The organism is Salmonella sp. SSDFZ69 (genome assembly GCF_004010755.1).
Classification (GTDB): Bacteria; Pseudomonadota; Gammaproteobacteria; order Enterobacterales; family Enterobacteriaceae; genus Salmonella; species Salmonella enterica.
Map to the genome: position 1 here is coordinate 2,962,296 of NZ_CP034831.1, position 25,187 is coordinate 2,987,482.

A 25,187-nucleotide genomic window follows, 5' to 3' on the forward strand; every position below is an offset into this window, starting at 1 on the left:
CCTCCCCCTTATTCAGACCTGTGTAAGCGGTGAATGTGCTTTCAGACTCTGAATACTCAGCGTCAAAGTTGTCAGACAGTTTTCAAGTTTATCTGCGTTGACGGCAATAAAGGTCGGACAATCATGGTGTCCGCTCATTAAACAAACGGCGGCGGCTGCAAGCGCGCCTTCGGCACGGCGCAGCGCGTTCCACTCTTCCTGATCGAGATGCAGTCCCTGCCGTAAAGCGTGATCGTGGAGCTCGCGATTCAGTTCAAAAAAATTGTCACGCAGAGTGTCACTTTCGCTGACTGACATATACCCCTTCGCTTTTCGCAATTGCAGATAAGCGGCAAGATCGATACGCGCGTTTATCAGCTTGTTGAGAAGATCGGTTCTCAGTCTGTCAACGACCATACCTTTTTCCTCCTCTTTTCTACCAGGGTTCAACTTAATAGTATGGTCGTTTTTTAGACAAAGGGGTGTCAGAGATCAAGAATTTTCTTAGAATTGCCCTTTTTCACCTTTTGCTGATAACCACAACGGTTGATGCCGCCGCTCCTGATGAGATTGCGATACAATTTTTGTTCGGATATCTGTAGAATCCCTGCCCTGACCATTCCAATAAATGAACACTTTTTAAGCTATGAGTAATGTAACCCACCAGCCAAAGATCGGCTTCGTTTCCCTGGGCTGTCCGAAAAACCTCGTTGATTCGGAACGCATCCTGACTGAACTGCGTACCGAAGGCTATGACGTTGTGCCACGCTATGACGATGCGGATATGGTTATCGTTAATACCTGTGGCTTTATTGACAGCGCGGTACAAGAGTCGCTGGAAGCCATTGGCGAAGCGCTGAACGAAAACGGTAAGGTAATCGTCACCGGCTGCCTGGGCGCAAAAGAAGATCAGATCCGCGAAGTGCATCCGAAAGTACTGGAAATCACCGGGCCGCATAGCTATGAGCAAGTTCTGCAGCACGTACATCATTACGTACCGAAGCCGAAGCACAATCCATTTTTAAGCCTCGTACCGGAACAGGGTGTAAAACTGACGCCGCGCCATTATGCGTATCTGAAAATTTCTGAAGGCTGTAATCACCGCTGCACGTTCTGCATCATCCCGTCGATGCGCGGGGATCTGGTCAGCCGTCCGATTGGCGACGTATTAAGCGAAGCGAAACGTCTGGTTGATGCCGGGGTCAAAGAGATTCTGGTGATTTCGCAAGATACCTCCGCCTACGGCGTAGATGTGAAGCACCGCACCGGATTCCATAATGGCGAACCGGTGAAAACCAGTATGGTGAGCCTGTGCGAACAGTTATCAAAACTGGGCGTCTGGACACGTCTGCACTACGTCTACCCCTACCCACACGTTGATGATGTGATTCCGCTAATGGCGGAAGGCAAAATCCTGCCTTATCTGGACATTCCGCTGCAACATGCCAGCCCGCGGATTCTTAAACTGATGAAACGTCCTGGTTCCGTTGACCGCCAGCTGGCGCGCATTAAGCAGTGGCGCGAAATCTGCCCGGAACTGACCCTACGCTCCACCTTTATTGTCGGCTTCCCCGGCGAAACGGAAGAAGACTTCCAGATGCTGCTCGACTTCCTGAAAGAGGCGCGCCTCGATCGTGTAGGCTGCTTCAAGTACAGCCCGGTGGAAGGCGCAGGCGCGAATGACCTGCCGGATCAGGTGCCGGAAGAGGTGAAAGAAGAGCGCTGGAACCGCTTTATGCAACTGCAACAGCAAATCTCCGCTGAGCGCTTGCAGGAAAAAGTGGGCCGCGAAATTCTGGTGATCGTTGATGAGGTTGACGAAGAAGGCGCTATCGGGCGTAGCATGGCGGATGCGCCGGAAATTGACGGCGCGGTCTATTTGAACGGCGAAACCAACGTCAAGCCGGGCGATATCGTGCGCGTGAAAGTGGAAAACGCCGACGAATATGATTTGTGGGGCAGTCGGGTTTAACGCCACCTCCCCCGGCGCGGGTGCCGGATGTGTTATCCCGCCTGACGAGGCCGTTCCAGGCCCGCCAGGCGTCAACGCCGCCGGGCTGGCTTACCCCTTAATCTTCGGGTCCAGCGCATCGCGCAACCCGTCGCCTAACAGGTTAAACGCCAGCACAGTCAGGAAAATCGCCACCGCCGGGAAGAGCGCTACGTGCGGCGCGATGACCATATCCGCCCGCGCTTCATTGAGCATCGCTCCCCACTCCGGCGTTGGCGGCTGCGCGCCTAATCCGAGAAATGACAGGCTTGCCGCGGAAATAATTGACGTACCGATACGCATCGTAAAGAAAACCACAATTGACGAGACCGTTCCCGGCAATATATGGCTAAACAAAATCGTCGTATCGCTGGCGCCGATACTGCGGGCAGACTCAATAAACGTCTGCTGTTTTAAGACCAGGGTATTTCCGCGCACCAGACGTGCAAACGCCGGAATAGAGAAAATCGCCACCGCAACGATCACATTAGCAATACCGCTGCCTAACACCGCCACAACGGCAATCGCCAGCAAAATGCCGGGGAAGGCGAACAGAACATCGCAAATGCGCATAATGAAACGATCCCACCAGCCTTCATAATATCCCGCCAGCAATCCCAACACCGTGCCGATTATCGCGCCGATAAATACCGCGAACACGCCCGCCGCCAGTGAGATCTGCGCCCCAACGAGAACCCGGCTAAAGATGTCTCTTCCCAGCGAGTCAACGCCAAACCAGTGCTGCAAAGAGGGGCCATTGTTCAGGCTATCGTAGTCAAAATAGTTTTCCGCATCGTAGGGCGTCAGCCAACGGGCAAAAATCGCCACCAGAATTAACGCCAGTACGAATCCCCCGGCGACCAACGCGACATGCTGGCGGCGAAAACGACGCCAGAACTCCCGCCACGGCGTGCGTATCTGGTCGGGTTTTACCACCGGCATAGCATGTAAAATCGCCTGACGGCGCCAGTTAAATAATCGCATCCTTACTTATACCTGATAGCCGGATTAATGGCGGCATAGAGGACATCCACCACTAAGTTGATAAGAATAAATTCCAGAGAAAACAGCAGCACTTCCGCCTGAATCACGGGGTAGTCGCGCATGTCGACGGAGTCGACCAGTAATCGCCCAAGCCCCGGCCAGTTAAACACTTTTTCGACGACGATCGATCCGCCAAGCAAAAAGCCAAATTGCAATCCCATCATGGTGACGACCGGGATCATCGCATTGCGCAGGCCATGTTTTAACACCACCCACGTTTCACTGACGCCTTTCGCCCGCGCGGTCCTCATGTAATCCTCGCTCAGGACATCGACAAACGAGGAGCGCGTAAAACGCGCCATGACGGATGCCACCGCCGCGCCAAGCGTCAGGGAGGGTAAAATATAATGTTGCCAGCTATCCGCCCCCACGGTCGGTAGCCAGCCCAGATCCACGGAAAAAATCTGCATTAACAACATTCCCAGCGCAAAAGCCGGAAAAGAAATGCCGGTCACGGCAAGCGTCATTCCTAACCGGTCAGGCCAGCGATTACGCCACACGGCGGCGGCGATGCCGATCGCCATGCCAAACAGCACCGCCCATATCATACTGGTTATCGTCAGCCACAGCGTCGGCAAAAAGCGGCTGGCGATCTCCTCAGAAACCGGGCGGCGGGAAACCATTGACGTCCCGAAATCGCCTTGTAAAACATGGGTGATGTAACGCCAAAACTGGACATGAAGCGGCTGATCAAGCCCCAGCTGCTGACGAACCAGCGCGATCACCTGCGCGTCGGCTTCCGGTCCGGCTATCAGCCGCGCCGGGTCGCCGGGCAACAAATGAACAAATAAAAACACCAGCACTGCCACAATCAACAGCGTAGGAATTAATCCCAGCAGGCGCTTGAGAACATAGTTAAGCATCACACGAACCTTTTACCGGATGGCGGACAACGCGCGCGCCATCCAGCCCCATCGCATTACTTACTTCAAATCCGCATCGTCAAAGCTGAAACCGGTATCCGGCATAATCCAGAAACCGGTCAAATTTTTACTGTGCGCAGAAACCAATTTCTCCACCACCAACGGTATCCAGGGCGACTCTTTCCAGATAATATCCTGCGCCTCTTTGTATAATCGTGTTTTCTCCTGCGGATCGTTAGTCTTTAAGGCCGCCGCCAAATCGCTGTCGACCTGCTTGTTGCTGTAAAAAGCGGTATTAAACTGCGTCGGCGGCCAGTTTTGTGATGCGAAGAGCGGCGATAACGCCCAGTCAGCTTCGCCCGTCGACGCCGACCAGCCGGTATAGAACATTCGCACGCCGCTCTCTTTTTGCCCTTTGCCCTCAACTTCCGCGGCGCGCTGGCCGGCGTCCATCGCGGTTATCCGGGCTTTAATGCCAATCTGCGCCAGTTGCTGTTGGGTAAACTGCAACACTTTTTGCGCGGTGCTATGGTTGTGCGATGACCACAGCGTGGTACTGAAACCGTCTGGATACCCCGCCTCTTTCAACAGTTCGCGCGCTTTAGCCGGATCATAGGGCCACGGCTGATAGCTTTGCGCATAGGCTATCGACGGCGGCACCACGCCCGTCGCCGGCGTGGCGTATCCGGCAAACGCCACTTTAACCAGCGCCTGGCGATTGATAGCGTAATTCAACGCCTCACGCACCTTAGGATTATCAAACGGCTTCTGCGTCACATTCATACTGATATAACGCTGCATAATGGACGGGCTGGCGACCAGTTCGAGGTTTTTATTTTTCGCCAGTAACGCGGCCTGCTCATAAGGGATAGGAAAAGCAAATTGCGCTTCGCCAGTTTGCAGCATCGCCGCGCGGGTATTGTTGTCAGTAACCGGACGCCAGGTAATAGAATCCAGCTTGGGTAAGCCCTGCTGCCAGTAACCGGCGAACTTTTTCACTTTGACAAAGTCGGTCTGATTCCAGGTTTCAAGCTGGTATGGACCGGTACCGACCGGATGAAAACCAATATCCTTGCCATATTTTTCCAGCGCTTGCGGCGAGATCATCGCCGTCGCCGGGTGCGCCAGAATATTAATGAAAGCGGAGAACGGCTGTTTCAGGGTAATTTTTACCGTTGCCGGGTCGACAACCTCCGTTTTTGCGATATTTTTATACAGGTTATAACGCTTGAGGTGATTATCCGGATTGCTGGCGCGATCGAGATTCGCTTTCACCGCTGCCGCATCAAAATCCGCGCCGTCCTGAAATTTCACCCCCTGCCGTAGGGTAATGGTGTAGGTCAGACCGTCATCAGAAACGGTATAGCCCTCCGCCAGGACGTTTTTTACCTTCATGTCTTTATCCAGGCCAAACAGCCCCTGATAAAATGACTTCGCCACCGCCTGCGAGAGTGTATCGTTGGCGTCATACGGATCGAGCGTGGTGAAATTAGACCCTACCGCCACCACCACATCTTTGGCCGCCAGGGCCGGAAAAGCCGCAATGGATGAGGCCAGTCCCAGCGCCGCCAGCCATTTATGCGTAATAAATTGCGTCATGTTGTTCTCCTGAAACCCTGCCTGTCTGAATGTTATAAGCGCGAGAGCGCATTATCCTGCAGCGGCCGCGCGACATAATGTCCCGGCCCGACCAACTGTAATGAAACGGCGGGCGTCTCTTCGCCACGTTTATGAATATTGCTGGGTATATCATCTGATAGCAGAACGCGCCGCGGCCGGTGTCTGGAGGGATCGGCAACCGGCACCGCCGCCATCAATTTACGCGTATAAGGATGCTGCGGATTTTCAAAAACGGCGCGCCGCGGCCCCATCTCAACAATTTGACCAAGATACATCACCGCCACGCGATGGCTAATTCGCTCCACGACCGCCATATCATGCGAAATAAACAGGTAGGCGATCCCCATTTCCCGTTGTAAATCGAGCAGTAAATTAATGATCTGTCCGCGAACGGAAACATCCAGCGCGGAGACCGCCTCATCAGCAATAATCACTTTAGGATTCAATGCCAGCGCGCGAGCTATGCAGATGCGCTGACGTTGACCGCCGGAAAACTCATGCGGATAACGCCAGGCATGTTCAGGACGTAATCCGACACGCTCAAGCAACCAGGCCACGCGCTTTGCCGCAGCGTCCCCCTGCCCCAGACCATGAATCCGTAAAGGTTCCATAATGGAATACCCCACGGTCTGGCGCGGGTCGAGCGAGGCGTAAGGGTCCTGGAAAATACATTGAATATCGCGGCGCAACGGCTGGAGTTTACCCTCAGACAGCGTGTCAATGCGCTGGCCGTTAAAGATAATCTCCCCCTGCCGGGATTCAACCAACCGCAGTAGCGCGCGTCCGGTCGTCGATTTTCCGCTACCGGACTCGCCCACCAGCGATAGCGTTTCGCCGGGCCAGAGATCGAAACTGATATTCTCAACGGCATGAACTTCACGCGTAACGCGGTTAAAGAGACCGCTACGCAGCGGGAATCGCGTCACCAGCCCCCGAACCTGGAGAATAGGCTCGCCTTCCACCACCGTGTCTTGCTCAATCTGCGATTCATAAAGGGCCGGTTCGTCAGCGGAAATCAACGGGAAACGGCGTGGCAGCGAGTGGCCTCGCATCGCGCCAAGCTGAGGGACGGCGGCCAGTAACGTTTGGGTATAAGGATGCGTCGGCGCATGGAAAATCTGCTCTACGCTGCCGGTTTCCACGGCCTCGCCCTGATACATCACCAGCACGCGATCGGCAATATCCGCCACGACGCCCATGTCGTGGGTGATAAAAATCACACCCATCGACATCTCTTGCTGCAACACTTTGATAAGTTGCAGAATTTGCGCCTGGATAGTGACATCCAGCGCCGTGGTGGGTTCATCGGCAATCAATACCGCCGGACGGCAGGATAGCGCCATCGCGATCATGACTCGCTGGCGCATCCCGCCGGAAAGCTGATGCGGATAACGCGATAAAATCGCCTGCGACTCCGGGATCCGTACCTGATCGAGCATACGTTTCGCTTCCGCCAGCGCCTCTTCGTGGCTGGCGCCCTGATGCAAACGAATAGATTCGGCAATTTGCTCGCCAACGGTAAATACCGGGTTGAGCGAGGTCATTGGCTCCTGGAAAATCATGGCGATATCCGCGCCGCGCACACGCCGCATCTGCGCGTCACTCTGCTCAGACAGCTCAATCACCTGGCGATTACGCCGACGCAACAGCATTTCGCCGCAGCGCACGTTCGCGCCCGACTGCTCAATCAGCCGCATTAACGCCAGCGCCGTCACCGATTTTCCCGAGCCCGACTCGCCGACAATCGCCAGAGTCTCTCCACGCTTCAGGCGTAATGACACATTACGCACGGCGTCTACCTGTTGCCCTTCGTGGTGAAACGCGATATTCAGGCCACTGACGGACAGAACATCGCGGCTATCCAGTTCATCGCTGTGCGGCACCTGCGGCTCCTTATTCCCGGTAAATTCCTGTGGTAGGCGTATCCCCGGCATATCCCCAGGCGCGATACATCCCTTCGCTGTTAAACGGCAACGCGACATTACCTTCGTGATCAACGGCGATTAATCCACCGCTGCCGCCCAGCGCCGGTAATTTTTCCATCACCACGCGCTCACAGGCGTCGGCAAGGCTGAGTCCGCCATATTCCATCAATGCGGCGATATCGTAAGCCGCGAGCGTGCGAATAAAGACCTCTCCCGTTCCGGTACAGGAAACGGCGACGCTGGCGTTGTTGGCATAACACCCGGCGCCGACCAGCGGGCTGTCGCCGACGCGCCCGGGCAATTTATTGGTCATCCCGCCGGTAGACGTTGCCGCCGCCAGATTGCCGAATTTATCCCGCGCCACCGCGCCGACTGTACCCATTTTTTTCGTTTCGTCCAGCGGCGCGCCGCTGTGATCGAGCGCCATTTCGCCCGCCGCACGCGCGGCCAGTAATTGCTCGTAACGCGCCGGGGTGGAAAAGATATCCGGCGAAACGCGCGCCATCCCCTGTGAAAAGGCAAAGTTTTCCGCCCCTTCCCCCACCATGAGTACATGCGGGCTGCGCTCCATCACCAGTCTGGCGGCGAGCACAGGATGGCGAACATGACTCACGCCCGCGACGGCTCCGGCTTTCAGGGTATTGCCGTCCATCACGCAGGCATCCAGTTCATGAGTCCCGTCTCGGGTATAGACCGCGCCGATACCCGCATTGAAGAGCGGACACGCTTCCAGCAGGCGCACCGCTTCCGTCACTACATCAAGCGCGCTGTCACCCGCTTCCAGCATCTTTTGCCCGCTTTCGACAATCTCTGACAGCGCCTGGATATAGCGTAGCTCCTGCTCATGGCTCATTTGCGCGCGAGCAATCGCGCCTGCGCCGCCGTGAATCGCAATCACTGCTTTATTCATTTTTAGGGTCCATTAACGGTGGCACACAACTTTTACTATAACTATCAGAATTGTTGTGAGTTATTCATTCGATTTTTGAATATAGAAAGATGCGTAAGGTATGTAAAGGCGCAAGGCCGTCTCTAAGACCGAGGTAGCATACTGCCCGCCACTGTTTTCTGACATAATAGCCGGATTCGATTTTGCCTCGCAGGAGTATGTTCATGGAATTTTCCGCCGGATTGATGCCGCTTGAAACGGCGCTGACCCAGATGCTTTCACGTATTACCCCGCTCACCGCCGTAGAAACGTTGCCGCTGGTGAACTGCTTTGGCCGCATCCTGGCGACCGATATCGTATCTCCCCTTGATGTCCCCGGCTTTGATAATTCAGCTATGGATGGTTATGCGGTACGCGTGGCGGATTTGTCCGCCGATAAGCCGCTGCCCGTCGCCGGCAAAGCATTTGCCGGTCAGCCTTACCAGGGAGAGTGGCCTGCGGGCACCTGCATTCGCATTATGACCGGCGCCCCGGTGCCGACAGGTTGCGAGGCGGTAGTTATGCAAGAGCAGACGGAACAAACCGATGACGGCGTGCGTTTTACCGCCGATGTTCGTTGCGGACAAAACATCCGCCGCCGCGGCGAGGATATTCGCCAGGATGCGGTGGTCTTTCCGGCCGGTACGCGCCTGACTACTGCCGAACTGCCAGTGCTGGCGTCGCTGGGAATTGCCGATGCGCAGGTTGTACGTAAAGTGCGCGTAGCGCTGTTCTCGACCGGCGACGAGCTCCAGCTTCCGGGCCAGCCGCTGGAGGCGGGACAAATTTATGACACTAACCGTCTAACTATACATTTGATGCTGCAACAGCTTGGCTGCGAAGTGATCAATTTAGGCATTATTCCTGACGATCCCGGTAAGCTTCGCGCCGCATTTATCGACGCCGACAGCCAGGCCGATGTAGTGATAAGCTCCGGCGGCGTCTCGGTTGGTGAAGCGGACTATACCAAAACCATCCTTGAGGAGCTGGGCGAAATCGCCTTCTGGAAGCTGGCTATCAAGCCAGGCAAACCGTTTGCCTTCGGCAAACTCAGTAATAGCTGGTTCTGTGGCCTGCCGGGGAATCCAGTCTCTGCGGCGCTCACGTTTTATCAACTGGTTCAGCCCTTACTGGCGAAGCTTGGCGGCAACACGGCAAGCGCTGTACCGCCGCGCCAGCGTGTACGCACAACATCTCGCCTGAAGAAAACGCCGGGGCGTCTCGATTTCCAGCGCGGCATCCTGCAACGTAGCGCCAACGGCGAACTGGAGGTCACGACCACCGGACACCAGGGTTCACATATTTTTAGCTCGTTTAGTCTGGGCAACTGCTTTATTGTGCTGGAGCGTGAACGCGGCAATGTTGAGCCGGGAGAATGGGTGGAAGTCGAGCCGTTTAATGCTCTGTTCGGAGGCCTGTAATGGCGGAACTTAGCGACCAGGAGATGCTGCGCTATAACCGACAAATTATTCTGCGCGGCTTCGATTTTGAAGGGCAGGAAGCGTTAAAAGATGCGCGGGTATTAGTGGTCGGGCTGGGCGGGCTCGGCTGCGCGGCAACGCAGTATCTGGCCGGCGCTGGCGTCGGGCAACTGACGCTACTCGATTTTGATACCGTTTCCGTTTCCAATCTCCAGCGTCAAACCTTGCACAGCGACGCCACGGTCGGGCAGCTAAAGGTAGAATCCGCCCGCGACGCGCTGGCGCGAATCAACCCGCATATTACCATTACGCCCGTTAACGCGCGGCTGGACGACGACGCTATGACCAGCCTGATTGCCGGGCATTCGCTGGTACTGGACTGTACCGATAACGTTAGCGTACGTAATCAACTTAACGCCGGGTGCTATACCGCGAAAGTGCCGCTAATCTCCGGCGCGGCAATTCGTATGGAAGGACAAGTTACCGTCTTTACGTATCGGGAAAACGAACCCTGTTACCGCTGCCTGAGCCGTCTGTTTGGCGAAAACGCTCTGACCTGCGTAGAGGCAGGGGTGATGGCGCCGCTGATTGGCGTGATCGGTTCGCTACAGGCAATGGAGGCCATTAAGCTGCTGGCGCATTACGGTCAGCCTGCCAGCGGAAAAATCGTCATGTACGATGCGATGACCTGTCAGTTCCGCGAAATGAAGTTGATGCGCAACCCCGGCTGTGAGGTCTGCGGGCAGTAGTCACTTTACGGATAAACATACCAAAGCACGGTTTATGGCCGTGCTGTATCAACAGATAATTACTGTCATCAGACGCAAAGCCAGCTTACCCAAGCTCCGACTGACGATCGGCTCAAGCAGCGCGGCATCATCTTAAACGCCATATCACAGCCTCAACCCGTGATGTTGTACCTCATTTAACGCCTCTTTGTCAGAACCTCTCCATTCGTTGACGCACATCAAGACAACTTTCATTCGAAAGTAATTTAATCTTTATATGAAATAAGAGAGGCCGTTTATGATCTTCAATATTCAGCGCTATTCTACCCACGATGGCCCCGGTATCCGTACCGTAGTATTTCTCAAAGGCTGTTCGTTGGGCTGTCGCTGGTGCCAGAACCCGGAAAGCCGCGCCCGCGCTCAGGATCTGTTATACGACACGCGGCTGTGTCTCGAAGGATGCGACCTGTGCGCGCAAGCCGCGCCGGACGTCATTGAGCGCGCGCTAAACGGCCTGCTCATCCATCGCGAGAAACTGACCGACGCCCATTTTTCCATCCTGGCGCATTGCTGCCCCACACAGGCGTTAACCGTGTGCGGCGAAATAAAAAGCGTGGATGAGATCATGGCGACGGTACTGCGCGATAAACCTTTTTACGATCGCAGCGGCGGCGGTCTTACGCTTTCCGGCGGCGAACCGTTTATGCAGCCGGAACTGGCGGCAGAGCTGTTTAAAGCCAGCCATGACGCCGGTATTCATACAGCGGTTGAGACCTGTCTGCATGTTCCATGGAAATACATTGCGCCCTCACTGCCTTATATCGATCTGTTTCTGGCTGATTTGAAGCATGTCGCCGACGGGCCGTTTAAGCAGTGGACCGATGGCAGCGCCTCGCGGGTGCTGGAAAATCTCAGGAAACTCGCCGCCGCGGGCAAAAAAATGGTGATTCGCGTCCCGCTGATTCAGGGATTTAATGCCGATGAGGAGGCCATTAAAGCCATTACCGACTTTGCCGCCGACGAACTGCACGTCGGGGAAATTCATTTTCTGCCCTACCACACGCTGGGCATCAATAAATACCACTTACTCAGTCAACCCTATCATGCCCCGGATAAACCACTGGATGCGCCGGCGTTACTTGATTTTGCCCAGAAGTACGCCTGCCAAAAAGGTTTAACCGCGACCCTACGAGGATAATTATCATGACCCAACTGAAACTGGACACGCTCAGTGACCGCATTAAAGCGCACAAAACCGCGCTGGTACATATCGTGAAACCGCCGGTCTGTACCGAACGCGCGCAGCATTATACCGAAATGTACCAGCAGCATCTGGATAAACCGATTCCGGTACGCCGTGCGCTGGCGCTGGCCCATCACCTGGCGGAACGCACTATCTGGATAAAACACGATGAACTGATCGTCGGCAACCAGGCAAGTGAAGTCCGCGCCGCGCCGATTTTCCCGGAATATACCGTCTCGTGGATTGAAAAAGAGATCGACGACCTGGCAGACCGACCCGGCGCAGGTTTTTCCGTAAGTGAAGAAAACAAGCGTATTCTGCACGACGTCTGTCCGTGGTGGCGCGGTCAAACCGTCCAGGATCGCTGCTACGGCATGTTTACCGATGAACAAAAAGGGCTTCTGGCGACTGGCATTATCAAAGCCGAAGGCAATATGACCTCCGGTGACGCGCACCTGGCGGTGAACTTCCCGCTGCTGCTGGAAAAAGGGCTTGATGGCCTGCGCGATAAAGTCGCCGAGCGCCGCTCACGCATCAACCTGACCGTGCTGGAAGATCTGCATGGCGAGCAGTTCCTGAAGGCGATTGATATTGTGCTGGACGCGGTAAGCCAGCATATCACGCGCTTTGCCGCGCTGGCGCGCCAGATGGCGGGCGAAGAGTCCCGTGAAAGCCGTCGTAAAGAGCTACTTACCATCGCCGAAAACTGCGAGGTGATCGCCCACCAACCGCCGCAGACCTTCTGGCAAGCACTGCAATTGTGCTACTTCATCCAACTGATTCTACAAATTGAGTCTAACGGTCACTCAGTGTCATTTGGTCGTATGGACCAGTATCTTTACCCCTATTATCGTCGCGATGTCGAACTAAACCAGACGCTGGATCGTGAGCACGCCATTGAACTGCTGCACAGCTGCTGGCTGAAACTGCTGGAAGTAAACAAGATCCGCTCCGGTTCGCACTCTAAAGCCTCCGCGGGCAGCCCGCTGTATCAAAACGTCACCATTGGCGGTCAGAATCTCATCAACGGTCAGCCAGTGGACGCAGTGAATCCGCTGTCTTACGCCATTCTGGAGTCCTGCGGACGTTTGCGTTCTACCCAGCCCAACCTCAGTGTGCGTTATCACGCCGGAATGAGTAACGATTTCCTTGACGCCTGCGTCCAGGTCATCCGCTGCGGCTTTGGGATGCCGGCGTTTAACAATGATGAAATCGTCATCCCGGAATTTATCAAGTTGGGGATCGAACCGCAGGACGCTTACGATTACGCGGCGATCGGCTGTATCGAAACCGCCGTCGGCGGGAAATGGGGTTATCGCTGCACCGGCATGAGCTTTATTAACTTCGCCCGCGTCATGCTGGCGGCGCTGGAAGGCGGTCGCGACGCCACCAGCGGCAAGGTATTTCTGCCGCAGGAAAAGGCGCTCTCCGCAGGCAACTTTAACAATTTTGACGAAGTGATGGCCGCCTGGGATACCCAAATTCGCTACTACACGCGCAAATCGATCGAAATTGAGTATGTGGTCGACACCATGCTGGAAGAGAACGTCCACGATATTCTCTGCTCAGCGCTGGTAGATGACTGTATTGAGCGAGCGAAGAGTATCAAGCAAGGCGGCGCGAAATATGACTGGGTATCCGGTCTCCAGGTCGGTATCGCCAACCTGGGCAACAGCCTCGCCGCCGTGAAAAAACTGGTCTTCGAACAGGGCGTTATCGGTCAACAGCAGCTTGCCGCCGCGCTGGCCGATGACTTTGACGGGCTGACCCATGAGCAGCTGCGCCAGCGTCTGATTAACGGCGCGCCGAAGTACGGTAACGACGATGATACCGTCGATACGCTGCTGGCGCGCGCTTATCAGACCTATATTGATGAGCTGAAGCAGTACCATAACCCGCGCTACGGTCGTGGCCCTGTGGGCGGCAACTATTACGCCGGTACGTCCTCTATCTCAGCAAACGTGCCATTTGGCGCCGCGACTATGGCTACCCCGGATGGTCGCAAAGCGCATACGCCGCTGGCGGAAGGCGCAAGCCCTGCATCAGGTACGGATCATCTCGGCCCAACGGCGGTGATTGGTTCCGTAGGCAAATTACCTACCGGTTCCATTCTCGGCGGCGTGCTGCTCAACCAGAAACTGAACCCAACGACGCTGGAAAACGAATCCGACAAACAGAAACTGATGGTTCTGCTACGGACGTTCTTTGAGGTGCATAAAGGCTGGCATATCCAGTACAACATCGTGTCACGCGAAACGCTGTTGGATGCGAAAAAACATCCGGACCAGTACCGCGATCTGGTCGTGCGTGTGGCAGGCTACTCCGCCTTCTTCACCGCGCTGTCGCCGGATGCGCAGGACGATATCATCGCCCGTACCGAACATATGCTGTAATTTTCCCTGGCGCCATCGGCAATATGTCCGAACTGCCTGATGGCGCTACGTTTAACAGGCCTGCGCAGGCCTGTTAATCAGAAGGGATCGGTGCCGTCAAGCACGGCCTGAATGACGTTGAGCGCGCCTTGATGGTTATTATCATCAGTGTGATAACGTGAAAGCGCTTTGATATTGTCTGCGGCATTGCCCATGGCAAAAGAGTAATGCGCCATTTTCAACATTTCCGCATCATTACCGCTGTCGCCAATGGCGACGACATTCTGTGGCGACCTGTTCCAGCGCTTTAACAGACGACTGATGCCATTCGCTTTATGCAGTCCCGGGATAATCAGGTCGATAAAACCGAAGCCGCTGGTGACGGGCTTCATGATGCCATCCAGAGATACGTGCAGTTTGTCGATAACCAGCGGAATTTGTTCATCGGGCAAATTCAGAGAGAACTTAAACAGGATATCGTCAATGTCGTGATAATCGTTTACCGGCTGCAGGCGGTGATAATGTTTGGCCATCAGCGCCACGAAAGTCTCGGGAGCGTTTTTGCTGACATAAGCGCTTTTCAGACCACAGGCGACGAAGTTAAGCTGCTTATCCTTCAGCAGTTCGCCAATCACAATACGCGATTCATGCCGGGTTAGCTCCCCGTGAAACAACTGCTTGCCATGTTCATACACCAGCGCGCCATTTTCTGCGACAAAGGAAATTTCGTCTTTCAGCTCGGGGAAGAAGGAGATCAACTGGTAGTACTGATTACCGCTGGCGACCACAAATTCGATATTACGTTTTTTCAGTTCCTGGTATTGCGCCATGAAGCGTACACGATCGTACTGCTTGGCATCGTCGAGAAAAGTGCCGTCCATATCGGTAACGACAACGTTAACGGTCATACTTAAGCTCCTGGCTGTAACTGCGACCAGAAACATTTTAATAACAATGTGAGCAGAACCACAAATTTATTTCGAATGAAAAGTGGCTGAACGAAAGGAATAGCCGCATAAGACATTAAGGCGTCCTGGCCACCTTACGTTTTCCTCTCGCTTCTCTCCTTGTGCGCTCCTGCAATATTTTAAACTTGCATTAACCTTATTTTAACTTAAAGTATCAGATGTAACTAATTTTACTTTCGAACGAAAGATGATGAGGTTGATATGACGACTCCTTTTACCCACGAAACGCTGCCCGCCGACCCAAAAGCGGCCATTCGTCAGATGAAGCAGGCGCTACGCGCGCAAATCGGCGACGTACAGGCGGTGTTCGACCGTTTGAGCGCCACCATAGCAGCCCGGGTGGCGGAAATTAACGATCTGAAGGCGCAGGGGCAGCCGGTATGGCCAATTATCCCTTTTAGCGAACTGGCGATGGGCAACATTAGCGATGCCACCCGCGCCGAGGTTAAGCGCCGCGGGTGCGCGGTGATTAAAGGTCATTTTCCACGCGAACAGGCGCTGGAATGGGACCAGTCGATGCTCGACTATCTGGACAAGAACCATTTTGACGAGGTGTATAAAGGACCGGGGGATAATTTTTTCGGTACGCTGAGCGCCTCCCGGCCTGAAATCTATCCTGTCTACTGGTCGCAGGCGCAAATGCAGGCCCGCCAAAGTGAAGAGATGGCACTGGCGCAGTCGTTCCTCAACCGTCTGTGGCAGGTAGAGCACGACGGCAAGCGATGGTTTAATCCGGATATCAGCATCATTTACCCGGATCGCATCCGTCGCCGCCCGCCGGGCACCACATCCAAAGGACTGGGAGCGCATACCGACTCCGGCGCGCTGGAACGCTGGCTGCTGCCAGCCTATCAGCAGGTATTCGCCAGCGTGTTTAACGGCAACGTCGAGCAGTACGATCCGTGGAATGCGGCGCACCGTACCGAAGTTGAAGAGTATACGGTGGATAACACCACAAAATGCTCGGTATTTCGCACCTTCCAGGGCTGGACCGCGCTCTCCGATATGCTGCCCGGTCAGGGGTTGCTTCATGTCGTCCCTATCCCGGAGGCGATGGCGTATATTCTGCTGCGCCCGCTGCTGGATGATGTCCCGGAAGATGAATTATGCGGCGTCGCGCCGGGCCGGGTGCTGCCGATTTCTGAACAGTGGCATCCTTTACTGATGGCGGCGTTAACCAGCATTCCGCCACTGGAAGCCGGGGATTCCGTGTGGTGGCATTGCGATGTCATCCACTCCGTCGCCCCCGTCGAAAATCAGCAGGGCTGGGGCAATGTGATGTACATTCCTGCCGCGCCAATGTGTGAGAAAAACCTGGCCTATGCGCGTAAGGTGAAAGCGGCGCTGGAGACAGGCGCATCACCGGGCGATTTCCCGCGCGAGGACTATGAAACCACCTGGGAAGGGCGCTTCACGCTGCGCGATCTGAATATTCACGGTAAACGGGCATTAGGTATGGACGTTTGACGGTCGTACCGCCCTGCCCGCTCACCTGCGGTGTGCCCTTTTCCTGGGCGCACCCGTCTTACCGAACCTACGCGCCAGGATACGTAGGCCCGGTAAGCACAGCGCCACCGGGCGTCAGTGTTTAGCTTTCAATCCCTTTACTACGCAAATAATCGTCGTAGTTGCCGCTGAAGTCCACCACGCGCTCCGGCGTAATTTCAATGACGCGGGTTGCCAGCGAGCTGACGAACTCACGGTCGTGCGAAACAAAGATCAGCGTGCCCTGATACAGCTCCAGCGCCATATTCAGCGATTCGATCGACTCCATATCCAGGTGGTTAGTCGGTTCGTCCATGATCAGGATATTCGGCTTTTGCATCATCAGTTTGCCGAACAGCATACGGCCCTTCTCGCCACCGGAAAGGACTTTCGCAGGCTTTTTGATATCATCCTGGCTAAATAACAGGCGGCCCAGAATACTGCGCACTGCCTGCTCGTCGTCGCCTTCCTGCTTCCACTGACTCATCCATTCAAACACCGTCAGGTCATTTTCGAATTCATATTCGTGGTCCTGCGCGTAGTAACCAATACGCGCGTTTTCCGACCATTTAACGGTGCCGTGATCGGCATCCAGATCGCCAACCAGCGTCTTCAGCAGCGTAGATTTACCCACGCCATTGGTGCCGAGTACTGCCAGCTTCTCGCCGACTTCGAGCAGCAAATTGACATTTTTAAACAGCGGACCGTTATCAAAACCTTTCGTCAGCGCCTCCACTTCCAGAGCGTTACGGAACAGTTTTTTATCCTGCTCAAAACGGATGAACGGGTTCTGACGGCTGGAGGCTTTCACCTCTTCCAGCTTGATTTTATCAATCTGCCGCGCGCGCGACGTTGCCTGACGCGATTTAGAGGCATTGGCGCTAAAACGGCTAACAAAAGATTGCAGCTCGGCAATTTGCGCTTTTTTCTTCGCATTATTGGCCAACAGACGTTCACGCGCCTGGGTCGCCGCCGTCATATACTCATCATAGTTACCCGGATAGACGCGCAAGTCGCCGTAATCCAGATCCGCCATATGCGTACAAACCATGTTCAGGAAGTGACGGTCGTGCGAAATGATGATCATCGTGCTATCGCGCTCGTTCAGCACCTGCTCCAGCCAACGGATAGTATCAATATCCAGGTTGTTGGTCGGTTCGTCGAGCAACAGGATGTCCGGATTAGAGAATAACGCCTGCGCCAGCAGCACACGCAATTTCCAGCCTGGCGCGACTTCACTCATCAGACCGTAATGCTGCTCCAGCGGGATGCCCACCCCCAACAGCAGTTCGCCCGCGCGCGCCTCAGCGGAATAACCGTCCATCTCGCCGTATTTTACTTCCAGATCGGCGACTTTATAGCCGTCTTCTTCGCTCATTTCCGGCAAGGCGTAGATACGGTCGCGCTCCTGCTTGACTTCCCACAGTTCGCCATGCCCCATAATGACAGTATCAAGTACGGTGAATGTTTCAAAAGCGAACTGGTCCTGACGCAGCTTACCGATGCGCTCATTCGGATCGAGGGAAACATTGCCCAGCGTCGGCTCCAGGTCGCCGCCGAGGATTTTCATAAAAGTGGACTTTCCGCTACCGTTGGCGCCGATCAGGCCGTAACGGTTGCCGCCGCCAAATTTGACGGAAATGTTTTCGAACAGCGGCTTACTGCCGAACTGCATGGTAACGTTGCTGGAAACTAACACAGGCTTATCCTGAAAAAAGATGTGACAAACCGCTTATTATGCCACAAGTCTGAAATAAGATCGCGCCCTGTACAAAGGGCTACACTGAACCGTAAGGGAAAAAAACGTGATTTCGTACACATCTGAATTCCCTGTTTACTGGAATGCACCTATAATGCGCTCCCAACATGACAGAATTCTCAACCTACTAGCCTGCTTGGCACAGAATCTCGCATAACATGAATATGAAATTAACAACGCTTTTCGCGGCGGCTTTCGCTGTAGTTGGTTTTTGTAAAACAGCCTCAGCAGTCACTTACCCGCTGCCTACCGATGGTAGCCGTTTAATTGGGCAAAATCAGGTCATCACCGTTCCGGAGGGCAATACCCAGCCGCTGGAGTATTTTGCCGCGGAGTATCAGATGGGGCTCTCCAACATGCTGGAAGCCAACCCGGGCGTGGATACCTTCCTGCCGAAGGGCGGTACCGTGCTGAATATTCCGCAGCAGCTGATCTTGCCGGATACCGTACACGAAGGCATTATCATCAATAGCGCGGAAATGCGCCTCTATTACTACCCGAAAGGCACAAACACCGTTATCGTCCTGCCGATTGGGATCGGTCAGTTAGGTAAAGACACGCCTATCAACTGGACGACCAAAGTTGAACGTAAAAAAGCCGGTCCGACCTGGACGCCTACGGCAAAAATGCACGCTGAATATCGCGCCGCCGGCGAGCCGCTGCCTGCCGTCGTGCCTGCGGGCCCGGATAACCCGATGGGCCTGTACGCGCTGTACATTGGTCGCCTGTATGCTATTCACGGCACCAACGCCAACTTCGGCATCGGGCTTCGCGTGAGCCACGGCTGCGTGCGTCTGCGCAACGACGATATCAAATTCCTGTTTGAAAATGTGCCGGTCGGTACCCGCGTGCAGTTTATCGATGAACCGGTAAAAGCCACCACCGAGCCGGACGGTAGCCGTTACATTGAGGTGCATAACCCGCTGTCAACGACGGAAGCGCAGTTTGAAGGTAAGGAAGCGGTGCCGATCACGCTTAATAAGAGCATCCTGGCCGTTACCAACGAGCCTGACGTTGATCAGACCGTCGTACAACAGGCGGTTCAGGATCGTTCCGGGATGCCGGTTCGTCTGAACTGACAGACTCTGCCTGCGAAGCCCGATAGATACTATCGGGCTTCTCTTACGGCATCAGTTGCAATAATCCATATCCCACCAGCGCCGCCCATGCCAGCATCGGCAGCGAATAGAAATGAAATCGCCACCAGATTCGGCGATCGTTCGCCATCCGTAAAGCAATAAGATTTGCCAGCGACCCCGGCAGCAGACCAAACCCGCCGATATTCACCGCCCACGCCAGCAGCGTCGAGGCCGGTACATAGTTCAGCAGGAGAATGGTACTGGGCACATTACTGATAACCTGCGACAAGCCGATAGCGGTTAGCCAAAGTCCCAGGTGAGACAGTGCGCCAACCTGGTTGAAAACGCCCTGCAACGCCGGCAATTGCGTTAGTAGATGGACATCAATAAACATCGCCATAAATACCAGCAGCAGCGTCCAGTCCACGCTGACTATCACCCTGCGCGCCAGCACAATAAACCCAGCAGCTACCAACACCAGTCCCCATAACTCTTGTCTGAGCTCCAGCGCGGTAAGAAAAACGACATATAATGCCAGGCAACTCCACACCAGACGGGGCTGCCACTGCGGCGAACGCGTACCGGTATGGTACTGTAACGCCCTACCCGGAAAACAAAACCAGCACAGGAGCAGTAACGTCAGCATCATCATGACGGCAAGCGGCGCCATTTGCCCGCTAAATTCAGCAAAGGTTAAGCCGGAGCGTCCCCACAACAGAATATTTTGCGGATTACCGACAGGCGTCAGCAGCGAACCGGCGTTCACCGCCAACGCTTCAAAAATAATCAATCGGTTGACCGGAATCGCGCACAGTTTTTTCAACGTTATCGTCAGCGGCACAACGATAAACAGCGCGACATCGTTTGTCAGAAAGGTCGACAGCGCCGCCGCAGCCAGCACCAGGAACATCGCCAGTTGCCGCTCGGTATGAAATCGGCGCGTCATCTTGCGTCCCAGCACATCAAAATAGCCGCTCAGCTCAACGCCTTTAGTGAGCAACATTAACCCACTGAGGGTAATAATGGTGTGCCAGTCAATCGCGCCAGGCCAGGCGCGAGGCGCAAAAGGAACAAACAGGCTTAACGCCATCCCCACAATGATCAACAACTGAAAAAAACGGTCACGCCGCAGCGCCCGTAAAAAGGCCAGATTCATTCTGCAGATGTTCCATGCTGTTGCGTGAAGGCCAAAAAGGCATCCAATGTCTCCTGGCTGACATGGTGTTCCATCCCTTCCGCATCACGACGCGCGATTTCCGGGCTTACGCCTAATACCAGTAAAAAATTTTCGACAATTTGATGCCGCTCGCGGCTTTCCTGCGCCAGCTTCTCCCCTTCCGGCGTCAGAAAAACGCCGCGCCAGGGGATCATTTGAATAAATCCTAACGATGCCAGGCGCTTAAGCATTTTGGCCACAGTCGGCTGGGAGACGCCGAGCCGCGCCGCCATATCCACCTGACGCGCTTCCCCTACCTCAATAATTAAATCGGAAATCAGCTCAACGTAGTCGTCTATCAACTCACGGCGATGCGCCTCTCTGACCTGACGAAATCCTTCAACGTGTTCTTCTACGTTCACCAATTGCGTCACTTTTTTTGTTGTTGGCGTACCTGCGCGACGACCCATTTTGCTTCCTCGTTTCTGTGACGCGTTAACGCGTCAGCTGACAGAGCGCTCATTGTAAACCAGAGTTGTCCGGGCACAAAAAATTAACGTTTTAGCAATAGCTATAAAACATAGCCTGTGCTATATCTGTATGTAATGCAGACATCCCTCACGGATCGATGGGATAGAAACATCAGGAGGTTTATATGAACGAATTTAAGAGGTGTATACGCGTGTTCAGTCACTCTCCCTTTAAAGTCCGGTTAATGCTGCTCTCTATGTTGTGCGATATGATCAACGGCAAACCGGAGCAGGATAACCCTTCCACGAAATAAGGCGGCGGTGCGGTACGCCGCTTTATTTTGCATCCTCAACGGAAATGGCGCCCATTTCCCCTGTTTTTTTGTGGTTTTGCTATTCTCTTCGCAAAACATTTTCTTTCCGGCGGTTGACCTTCTTACCCGCACGCTCTATCTTCTGGCAGCCCTGAATATTTTGCGACTCGCCGTTGCGAACCCAATACCTTTTTTACGCATAATCAGGCAGGTAATGACCCTTCGCGCCAGGGTTAGCACATGGCGTTTTTGCAATAGTGGCATATGAATTCAACCCTTATCGATTCACTTCTCGCCCGTCGTCGGGCTGTAAGCCCGTGGGCGGGCCTCTACTTTTTACAGTCGCTGCTGATTAACCTCGCGCTCGGCTACCCCTTTAGCCTGCTTTATACCGCGGCGTTTACCTGCCTGTTGCTGCTGCTCTGGCGCTACCTGCCTCGCGGACAAAAAGCGCTGCTCGGCATCTGTTCGCTGGTAGCCGCTTGCTATTTTCCCTTTGGCCAGGCTTACGGCGCGCCGAACTTTAATACGCTGCTGGCGCTGCACTCCACCAATATGGAAGAGTCGAGCGAAATCCTGACCATCTTCCCGTGGTATAGCTACCTGACCGGACTTTTTATTTTTGCGCTGGGTATTATTGCGCTTCGCCGCCGAAAAGAAGAGGTCAGGCCGCGCTGGAATAGCCTCGACAGCCTGTGCCTGCTGATTAGCGTCGCGGCATTTTTCGTCGCGCCGGTACAAAATCTGGCGTGGGGCGGCGTTTTTAAGGTTATTGATACCGGCTATCCGGTTTTTCGCTTCGCTAAAGACGTTATCGTCAATAACAACGAAGTCATTGAAGAGCAGCACCGTATGGCGCAGCTATCCGGCATAAAAGATAGCTGGACGGTTACTGCGGTGAAACCCAGATATCACATCTATGTCGTGGTGATTGGTGAAAGCGCGCGACGGGATGCCATGGGCGCTTTCGGCGGCCACTGGGATAATACCCCCTTCGCCAGCCATGTGAATGGCGACTTCTTTATGGATTACATCGCCGCCAGCGGCTCAACGCAAAAATCGCTTGGTTTAACGCTCAATCGCGTGGTGGATAACAAACCGCAGTATCAGGATAACTTCGTCACGCTGGCTAACCGCGCCGGTTTTCAGACATGGTGGTTTTCCAATCAGGGGCAAATCGGCGAATACGACACGGCCATCGCCAGTATCGCCAAACGAGCCGATGAAGCGCATTTCCTGAAAAACGGCGATTTTGAAGCGGATAAAAATACTCGCGACGACGCGCTGTTAACCATGACGGCGCAGGTATTGGCGACAGAACGCACGCAACCGCAGTTGATTGTGTTGCATTTAATGGGGTCGCATCCCCAGGCCTGCGACCGTACTCAGGGAAAATACGCGACGTTTGTCCAGTCGAAAGAGACGTCTTGTTATTTATACACCATGACGCAAACCGACGATTTGCTCCGTCAGCTCTATACTCAGCTTCGTCATAGCGGCGACAGTTTTTCGCTCGTCTATTTCTCCGATCACGGACTGGCGTTTAAAGAGCGCGGCAAAGCGGTACAGTACCTGGCGCATGACGACAAATTCCAGCAAAACTTCCAGGTGCCGTTTATGGTGCTATCCAGCGACAGTAAAGCGCATCGGATCATTAAAGCTCGCCGTTCTGCGAACGATTTCCTGAGTTTTTTCTCGCAATGGACAGGAATTAGCGCTAAAGAGATCAAAAATCGCTATCGATTTATTTCCGAGCAGAAAGCCGGGCCCGTTTATATCACCAATTTCAAATTACAGAAAGTGGACTATAACCATCTGGGCAGCGATATTTTTTCACTAAAATAATGCATGTTTCAGGCAAAAAAAATCCGCCCCGAAAGGCGGATTTTTCATTTTCACCGACGTGATTAGAAGCGGTAACCCACGCCAGCAATCCAGGTGCCAACGTCAACGCTACGAATACGGCTCTGCTCGTAAGAGAAGTCCAGAGCAACATTTTCCATCGGGTTGAATTGCAGACCAGCGCCATAGGAGAAGCCATAATCGCTGGTGTCATGCTTGTAGGTTGGGTAATCGGTCGTCTGGAATTTACCGTAACCCACACCGACTACACCGTAGATGCTCGCCCAATCGTTCAGACGGTAAGCCGGGCCGGCAGTGATGCCGTAGTACTGACCTTTGTTGTAATCGCCCGCACCGTTAGTACGATCTTTTTCGGTGTAGGTGAAGGAACCGATTACGCCCAGCGGGTTGTCGTCCTGCTCGTAACGATACTTCAGGTTGAAACCGCTCATTTTATTCGCTACGCCCTGCGCGTCGCTCTGAGCGTAACCACCGGTAACGGTAGAAGTAGCAGCTACTGCAGTACCTGCGGAAAAAGCCAGAACAGCGGCCAGTGCTGAAAGACATGCAATTTTTTTCATAACCACCTCAAATGTGCTTCAAGTAAGTCCTAAGTTTTAAATATATCAAAAATTAATGGGAAACTCTTTGCGATTCACGGTGTCTAAGGGCGCCTTTCATGTAACAGAACGTTTCCATATCGCGCTATCTTATTCAATTAACATCACTTTTCCGGCTGATTGCACCAATAATGCGCGTGCGACGCGATACATTCATCCAGATTATTCCTAAACTAACAGTCTATTTATCCATCAATTTAAGTTCATTTTATGGAATCCTGGAAATTTTTTTTCAACGAATCCTAAACCGCCACGGGGAATTTCCATTACACTGCCACCTCTACTCGTACTGACATTTTTTGACAGGAGAAAGGATGCCGGGGTCAACACGTAAACTACCAGTCTGGTTGCCCATTTTGGTTTTGCTCATTGCCATGTCCTCTATTCAGAGTGGCGCTTCACTGGCGAAATCGTTATTTCCTCTTGTCGGCGCGCCGGGCGTAACGGCGCTTCGTCTGGCGTTGGGAACGCTTATCCTTATCGCCTTTTTCAAACCCTGGCGTTTGCGTTTTGCCAAAGAGCAGCGGCTGCCTTTACTGTTTTATGGTCTGTCGCTGGGCGGGATGAACTATCTATTCTATCTGTCGATTCAGACGGTGCCGTTGGGTATTGCGGTCGCGCTGGAATTTACCGGTCCTCTGGCGGTCGCGCTGTTTTCATCCCGGCGGCCGGTAGATTTTATTTGGGTCGTACTGGCTGTGCTTGGGCTCTGGTTCCTGCTGCCATTAGGGCAAGATATGTCTCACGTCGATCTTACCGGGGCCGCGTTAGCGCTCGGCGCTGGCGCCTGTTGGGCTGTCTATATTCTTACCGGCCAGCGAGCAGGCGCGGAACATGGTCCGGCCACGGTGGCGGTAGGCTCGCTGATTGCCGCCATCATTTTCGTGCCGATTGGCGCAGTTCAGGCTGGCGACGCGCTATGGCACTGGTCGATTCTTCCCTTAGGGTTAGCGGTCGCTGTGCTTTCTACGGCGCTGCCTTATTCACTGGAAATGATTGCACTGACGCGCCTGCCAACCCGCACCTTCGGTACGCTGATGAGCATGGAACCCGCGCTGGCCGCCGTTTCCGGGATGATTTTTCTGGGCGAAACGCTTACGGGCATACAAATCATGGCCCTGTGCGCCATCATTGCCGCTTCAATGGGATCTACCCTAACGATTCGCCGCGAACCGCAAATTAAACAAGTTGACGTAAAATAGTTTCTTATTCTGCATGATGTGCATAATCATGCAGAATATCACCTCGTTATTCACCTTTTATTATTGCGCTATTACTTCGTCATTTTTTGTCATATTTTTTCTCATTTTTTACATTAAAATGAGAATTATTACCCATCAAACAGCAAACTCGTCTAACTAATTGATTTTTAATCATAATA

21 protein-coding genes are annotated in these 25,187 nt (G+C 53.9%); 10 read left to right on the forward strand and 11 right to left on the reverse strand.

The features are described from left to right. Positions 1–12: 12 nt before the first annotated feature. Positions 13–396 (reverse strand): biofilm formation regulator BssR, encoded by a 384-nt coding sequence (bssR, locus tag EOS98_RS14885; RefSeq protein ID WP_000259651.1) that lies wholly within the window; start codon positions 394–396, stop codon positions 13–15. Between the two features lie 229 nt (positions 397–625). On the opposite strand from bssR, the gene rimO reads away from it, so the two are divergent. Continuing rightward, entirely contained in the window at positions 626–1,951 is a 1,326-nt protein-coding gene (gene rimO / locus EOS98_RS14890) for a 30S ribosomal protein S12 methylthiotransferase RimO (RefSeq protein WP_000073314.1), read from the forward strand. Positions 1,952–2,041: 90 nt separating this feature from the next. Here rimO and gsiD read toward each other — a convergent pair whose 3' ends face one another. From gsiD to iaaA, 5 genes are read right to left on the reverse strand one after another with little or no spacing between them, the layout of a single operon-like run. Beyond that, a complete protein-coding gene (gene gsiD / locus EOS98_RS14895; RefSeq protein WP_001236024.1) occupies positions 2,042–2,953 on the reverse strand; it encodes a glutathione ABC transporter permease GsiD in 912 nt (303 codons plus the stop codon). Between the two features lie 2 nt (positions 2,954–2,955). After that, the gene (gene gsiC, locus EOS98_RS14900; protein WP_000936067.1) at positions 2,956–3,876 is read right to left on the reverse strand and encodes a glutathione ABC transporter permease GsiC; all 921 of its coding nucleotides are present in this window, start codon (positions 3,874–3,876) and stop codon (positions 2,956–2,958) included. Positions 3,877–3,936: 60 nt separating this feature from the next. Continuing rightward, positions 3,937–5,475: a glutathione ABC transporter substrate-binding protein GsiB gene (gsiB, locus tag EOS98_RS14905; protein ID WP_000191427.1), complete on the reverse strand. Its 1,539-nt coding sequence runs from the start codon at positions 5,473–5,475 to the stop codon at positions 3,937–3,939. A gap of 32 nt (positions 5,476–5,507) precedes the next feature. Further along, positions 5,508–7,379, reverse strand: coding sequence for a glutathione ABC transporter ATP-binding protein GsiA (gene gsiA, locus EOS98_RS14910; RefSeq protein ID WP_001120600.1), 1,872 nt, complete (start codon positions 7,377–7,379; stop codon positions 5,508–5,510). 10 nt (positions 7,380–7,389) lie between these two features. Continuing rightward, positions 7,390–8,331, reverse strand: coding sequence for a beta-aspartyl-peptidase (gene iaaA, locus EOS98_RS14915; protein WP_001030503.1), 942 nt, complete (start codon positions 8,329–8,331; stop codon positions 7,390–7,392). 203 nt (positions 8,332–8,534) lie between these two features. Between iaaA and moeA the strand changes: the two genes are divergently transcribed. From moeA to EOS98_RS14935, 4 genes are all read left to right on the forward strand, one after another. Continuing rightward, positions 8,535–9,770, forward strand: coding sequence for a molybdopterin molybdotransferase MoeA (gene moeA, locus EOS98_RS14920; RefSeq protein WP_001522974.1), 1,236 nt, complete (start codon positions 8,535–8,537; stop codon positions 9,768–9,770). Continuing rightward, positions 9,770–10,519, forward strand: a complete 750-nt coding sequence (moeB, locus tag EOS98_RS14925; protein ID WP_126524168.1) for a molybdopterin-synthase adenylyltransferase MoeB — start codon at positions 9,770–9,772, stop codon at positions 10,517–10,519. The genes moeA and moeB overlap by 1 nt, the downstream gene beginning before the upstream one ends. A 277-nt stretch (positions 10,520–10,796) precedes the next feature. Beyond that, positions 10,797–11,696 (forward strand): glycyl-radical enzyme activating protein, encoded by a 900-nt coding sequence (locus EOS98_RS14930; protein WP_126524169.1) that lies wholly within the window; start codon positions 10,797–10,799, stop codon positions 11,694–11,696. A gap of 5 nt (positions 11,697–11,701) precedes the next feature. Continuing rightward, positions 11,702–14,134, forward strand: a complete 2,433-nt coding sequence (locus EOS98_RS14935) for a glycyl radical protein (RefSeq protein WP_023258304.1) — start codon at positions 11,702–11,704, stop codon at positions 14,132–14,134. 77 nt (positions 14,135–14,211) lie between these two features. On the opposite strand, the gene EOS98_RS14940 is transcribed toward EOS98_RS14935, so the two are convergent. Beyond that, positions 14,212–15,021, reverse strand: a complete 810-nt coding sequence (locus EOS98_RS14940) for a Cof-type HAD-IIB family hydrolase (RefSeq protein WP_000217910.1) — start codon at positions 15,019–15,021, stop codon at positions 14,212–14,214. Between the two features lie 261 nt (positions 15,022–15,282). On the opposite strand from EOS98_RS14940, the gene EOS98_RS14945 reads away from it, so the two are divergent. Then, positions 15,283–16,548, forward strand: a complete 1,266-nt coding sequence (locus tag EOS98_RS14945; RefSeq protein WP_126524170.1) for a DUF1479 domain-containing protein — start codon at positions 15,283–15,285, stop codon at positions 16,546–16,548. 121 nt (positions 16,549–16,669) lie between these two features. Here EOS98_RS14945 and EOS98_RS14950 read toward each other — a convergent pair whose 3' ends face one another. After that, a complete protein-coding gene (locus tag EOS98_RS14950) occupies positions 16,670–18,265 on the reverse strand; it encodes an ABC-F family ATPase (protein WP_126524171.1) in 1,596 nt (531 codons plus the stop codon). A gap of 218 nt (positions 18,266–18,483) precedes the next feature. Here EOS98_RS14950 and ldtB point away from each other — a divergent pair, with 218 nt between their 5' ends. Further along, a complete protein-coding gene (ldtB, locus tag EOS98_RS14955; protein WP_001056404.1) occupies positions 18,484–19,404 on the forward strand; it encodes a L,D-transpeptidase in 921 nt (306 codons plus the stop codon). 43 nt (positions 19,405–19,447) lie between these two features. Here the strand turns inward: ldtB and EOS98_RS14960 are convergent, their stop codons facing one another. Beyond that, positions 19,448–20,560 carry an anion transporter gene (locus EOS98_RS14960; protein ID WP_001046521.1) on the reverse strand — a complete coding sequence of 371 codons (1,113 nt, stop codon included), beginning with the start codon at positions 20,558–20,560 and terminating at the stop codon, positions 19,448–19,450. Then, a complete protein-coding gene (mntR, locus tag EOS98_RS14965; protein WP_000533542.1) occupies positions 20,557–21,030 on the reverse strand; it encodes a manganese-binding transcriptional regulator MntR in 474 nt (157 codons plus the stop codon). The genes EOS98_RS14960 and mntR overlap by 4 nt, the downstream gene beginning before the upstream one ends. 185 nt (positions 21,031–21,215) lie before the next feature. Here mntR and mntS point away from each other — a divergent pair, with 185 nt between their 5' ends. Both mntS and EOS98_RS14975 read left to right on the forward strand, forming a co-directional pair. Continuing rightward, positions 21,216–21,344, forward strand: coding sequence for a manganase accumulation protein MntS (gene mntS, locus EOS98_RS14970; RefSeq protein ID WP_001001755.1), 129 nt, complete (start codon positions 21,216–21,218; stop codon positions 21,342–21,344). A 264-nt stretch (positions 21,345–21,608) separates the two neighbouring features. Then, positions 21,609–23,189 carry a phosphoethanolamine transferase gene (locus tag EOS98_RS14975; RefSeq protein ID WP_001089327.1) on the forward strand — a complete coding sequence of 527 codons (1,581 nt, stop codon included), beginning with the start codon at positions 21,609–21,611 and terminating at the stop codon, positions 23,187–23,189. A gap of 62 nt (positions 23,190–23,251) precedes the next feature. Here EOS98_RS14975 and ompX read toward each other — a convergent pair whose 3' ends face one another. After that, positions 23,252–23,767: an outer membrane protein OmpX gene (gene ompX / locus EOS98_RS14980; protein WP_000716763.1), complete on the reverse strand. Its 516-nt coding sequence runs from the start codon at positions 23,765–23,767 to the stop codon at positions 23,252–23,254. A gap of 353 nt (positions 23,768–24,120) precedes the next feature. Here ompX and rhtA point away from each other — a divergent pair, with 353 nt between their 5' ends. After that, positions 24,121–25,008 (forward strand): threonine/homoserine exporter RhtA, encoded by an 888-nt coding sequence (rhtA, locus tag EOS98_RS14985; protein ID WP_001119555.1) that lies wholly within the window; start codon positions 24,121–24,123, stop codon positions 25,006–25,008. The last annotated feature ends 179 nt before the right edge of the window (positions 25,009–25,187 follow it).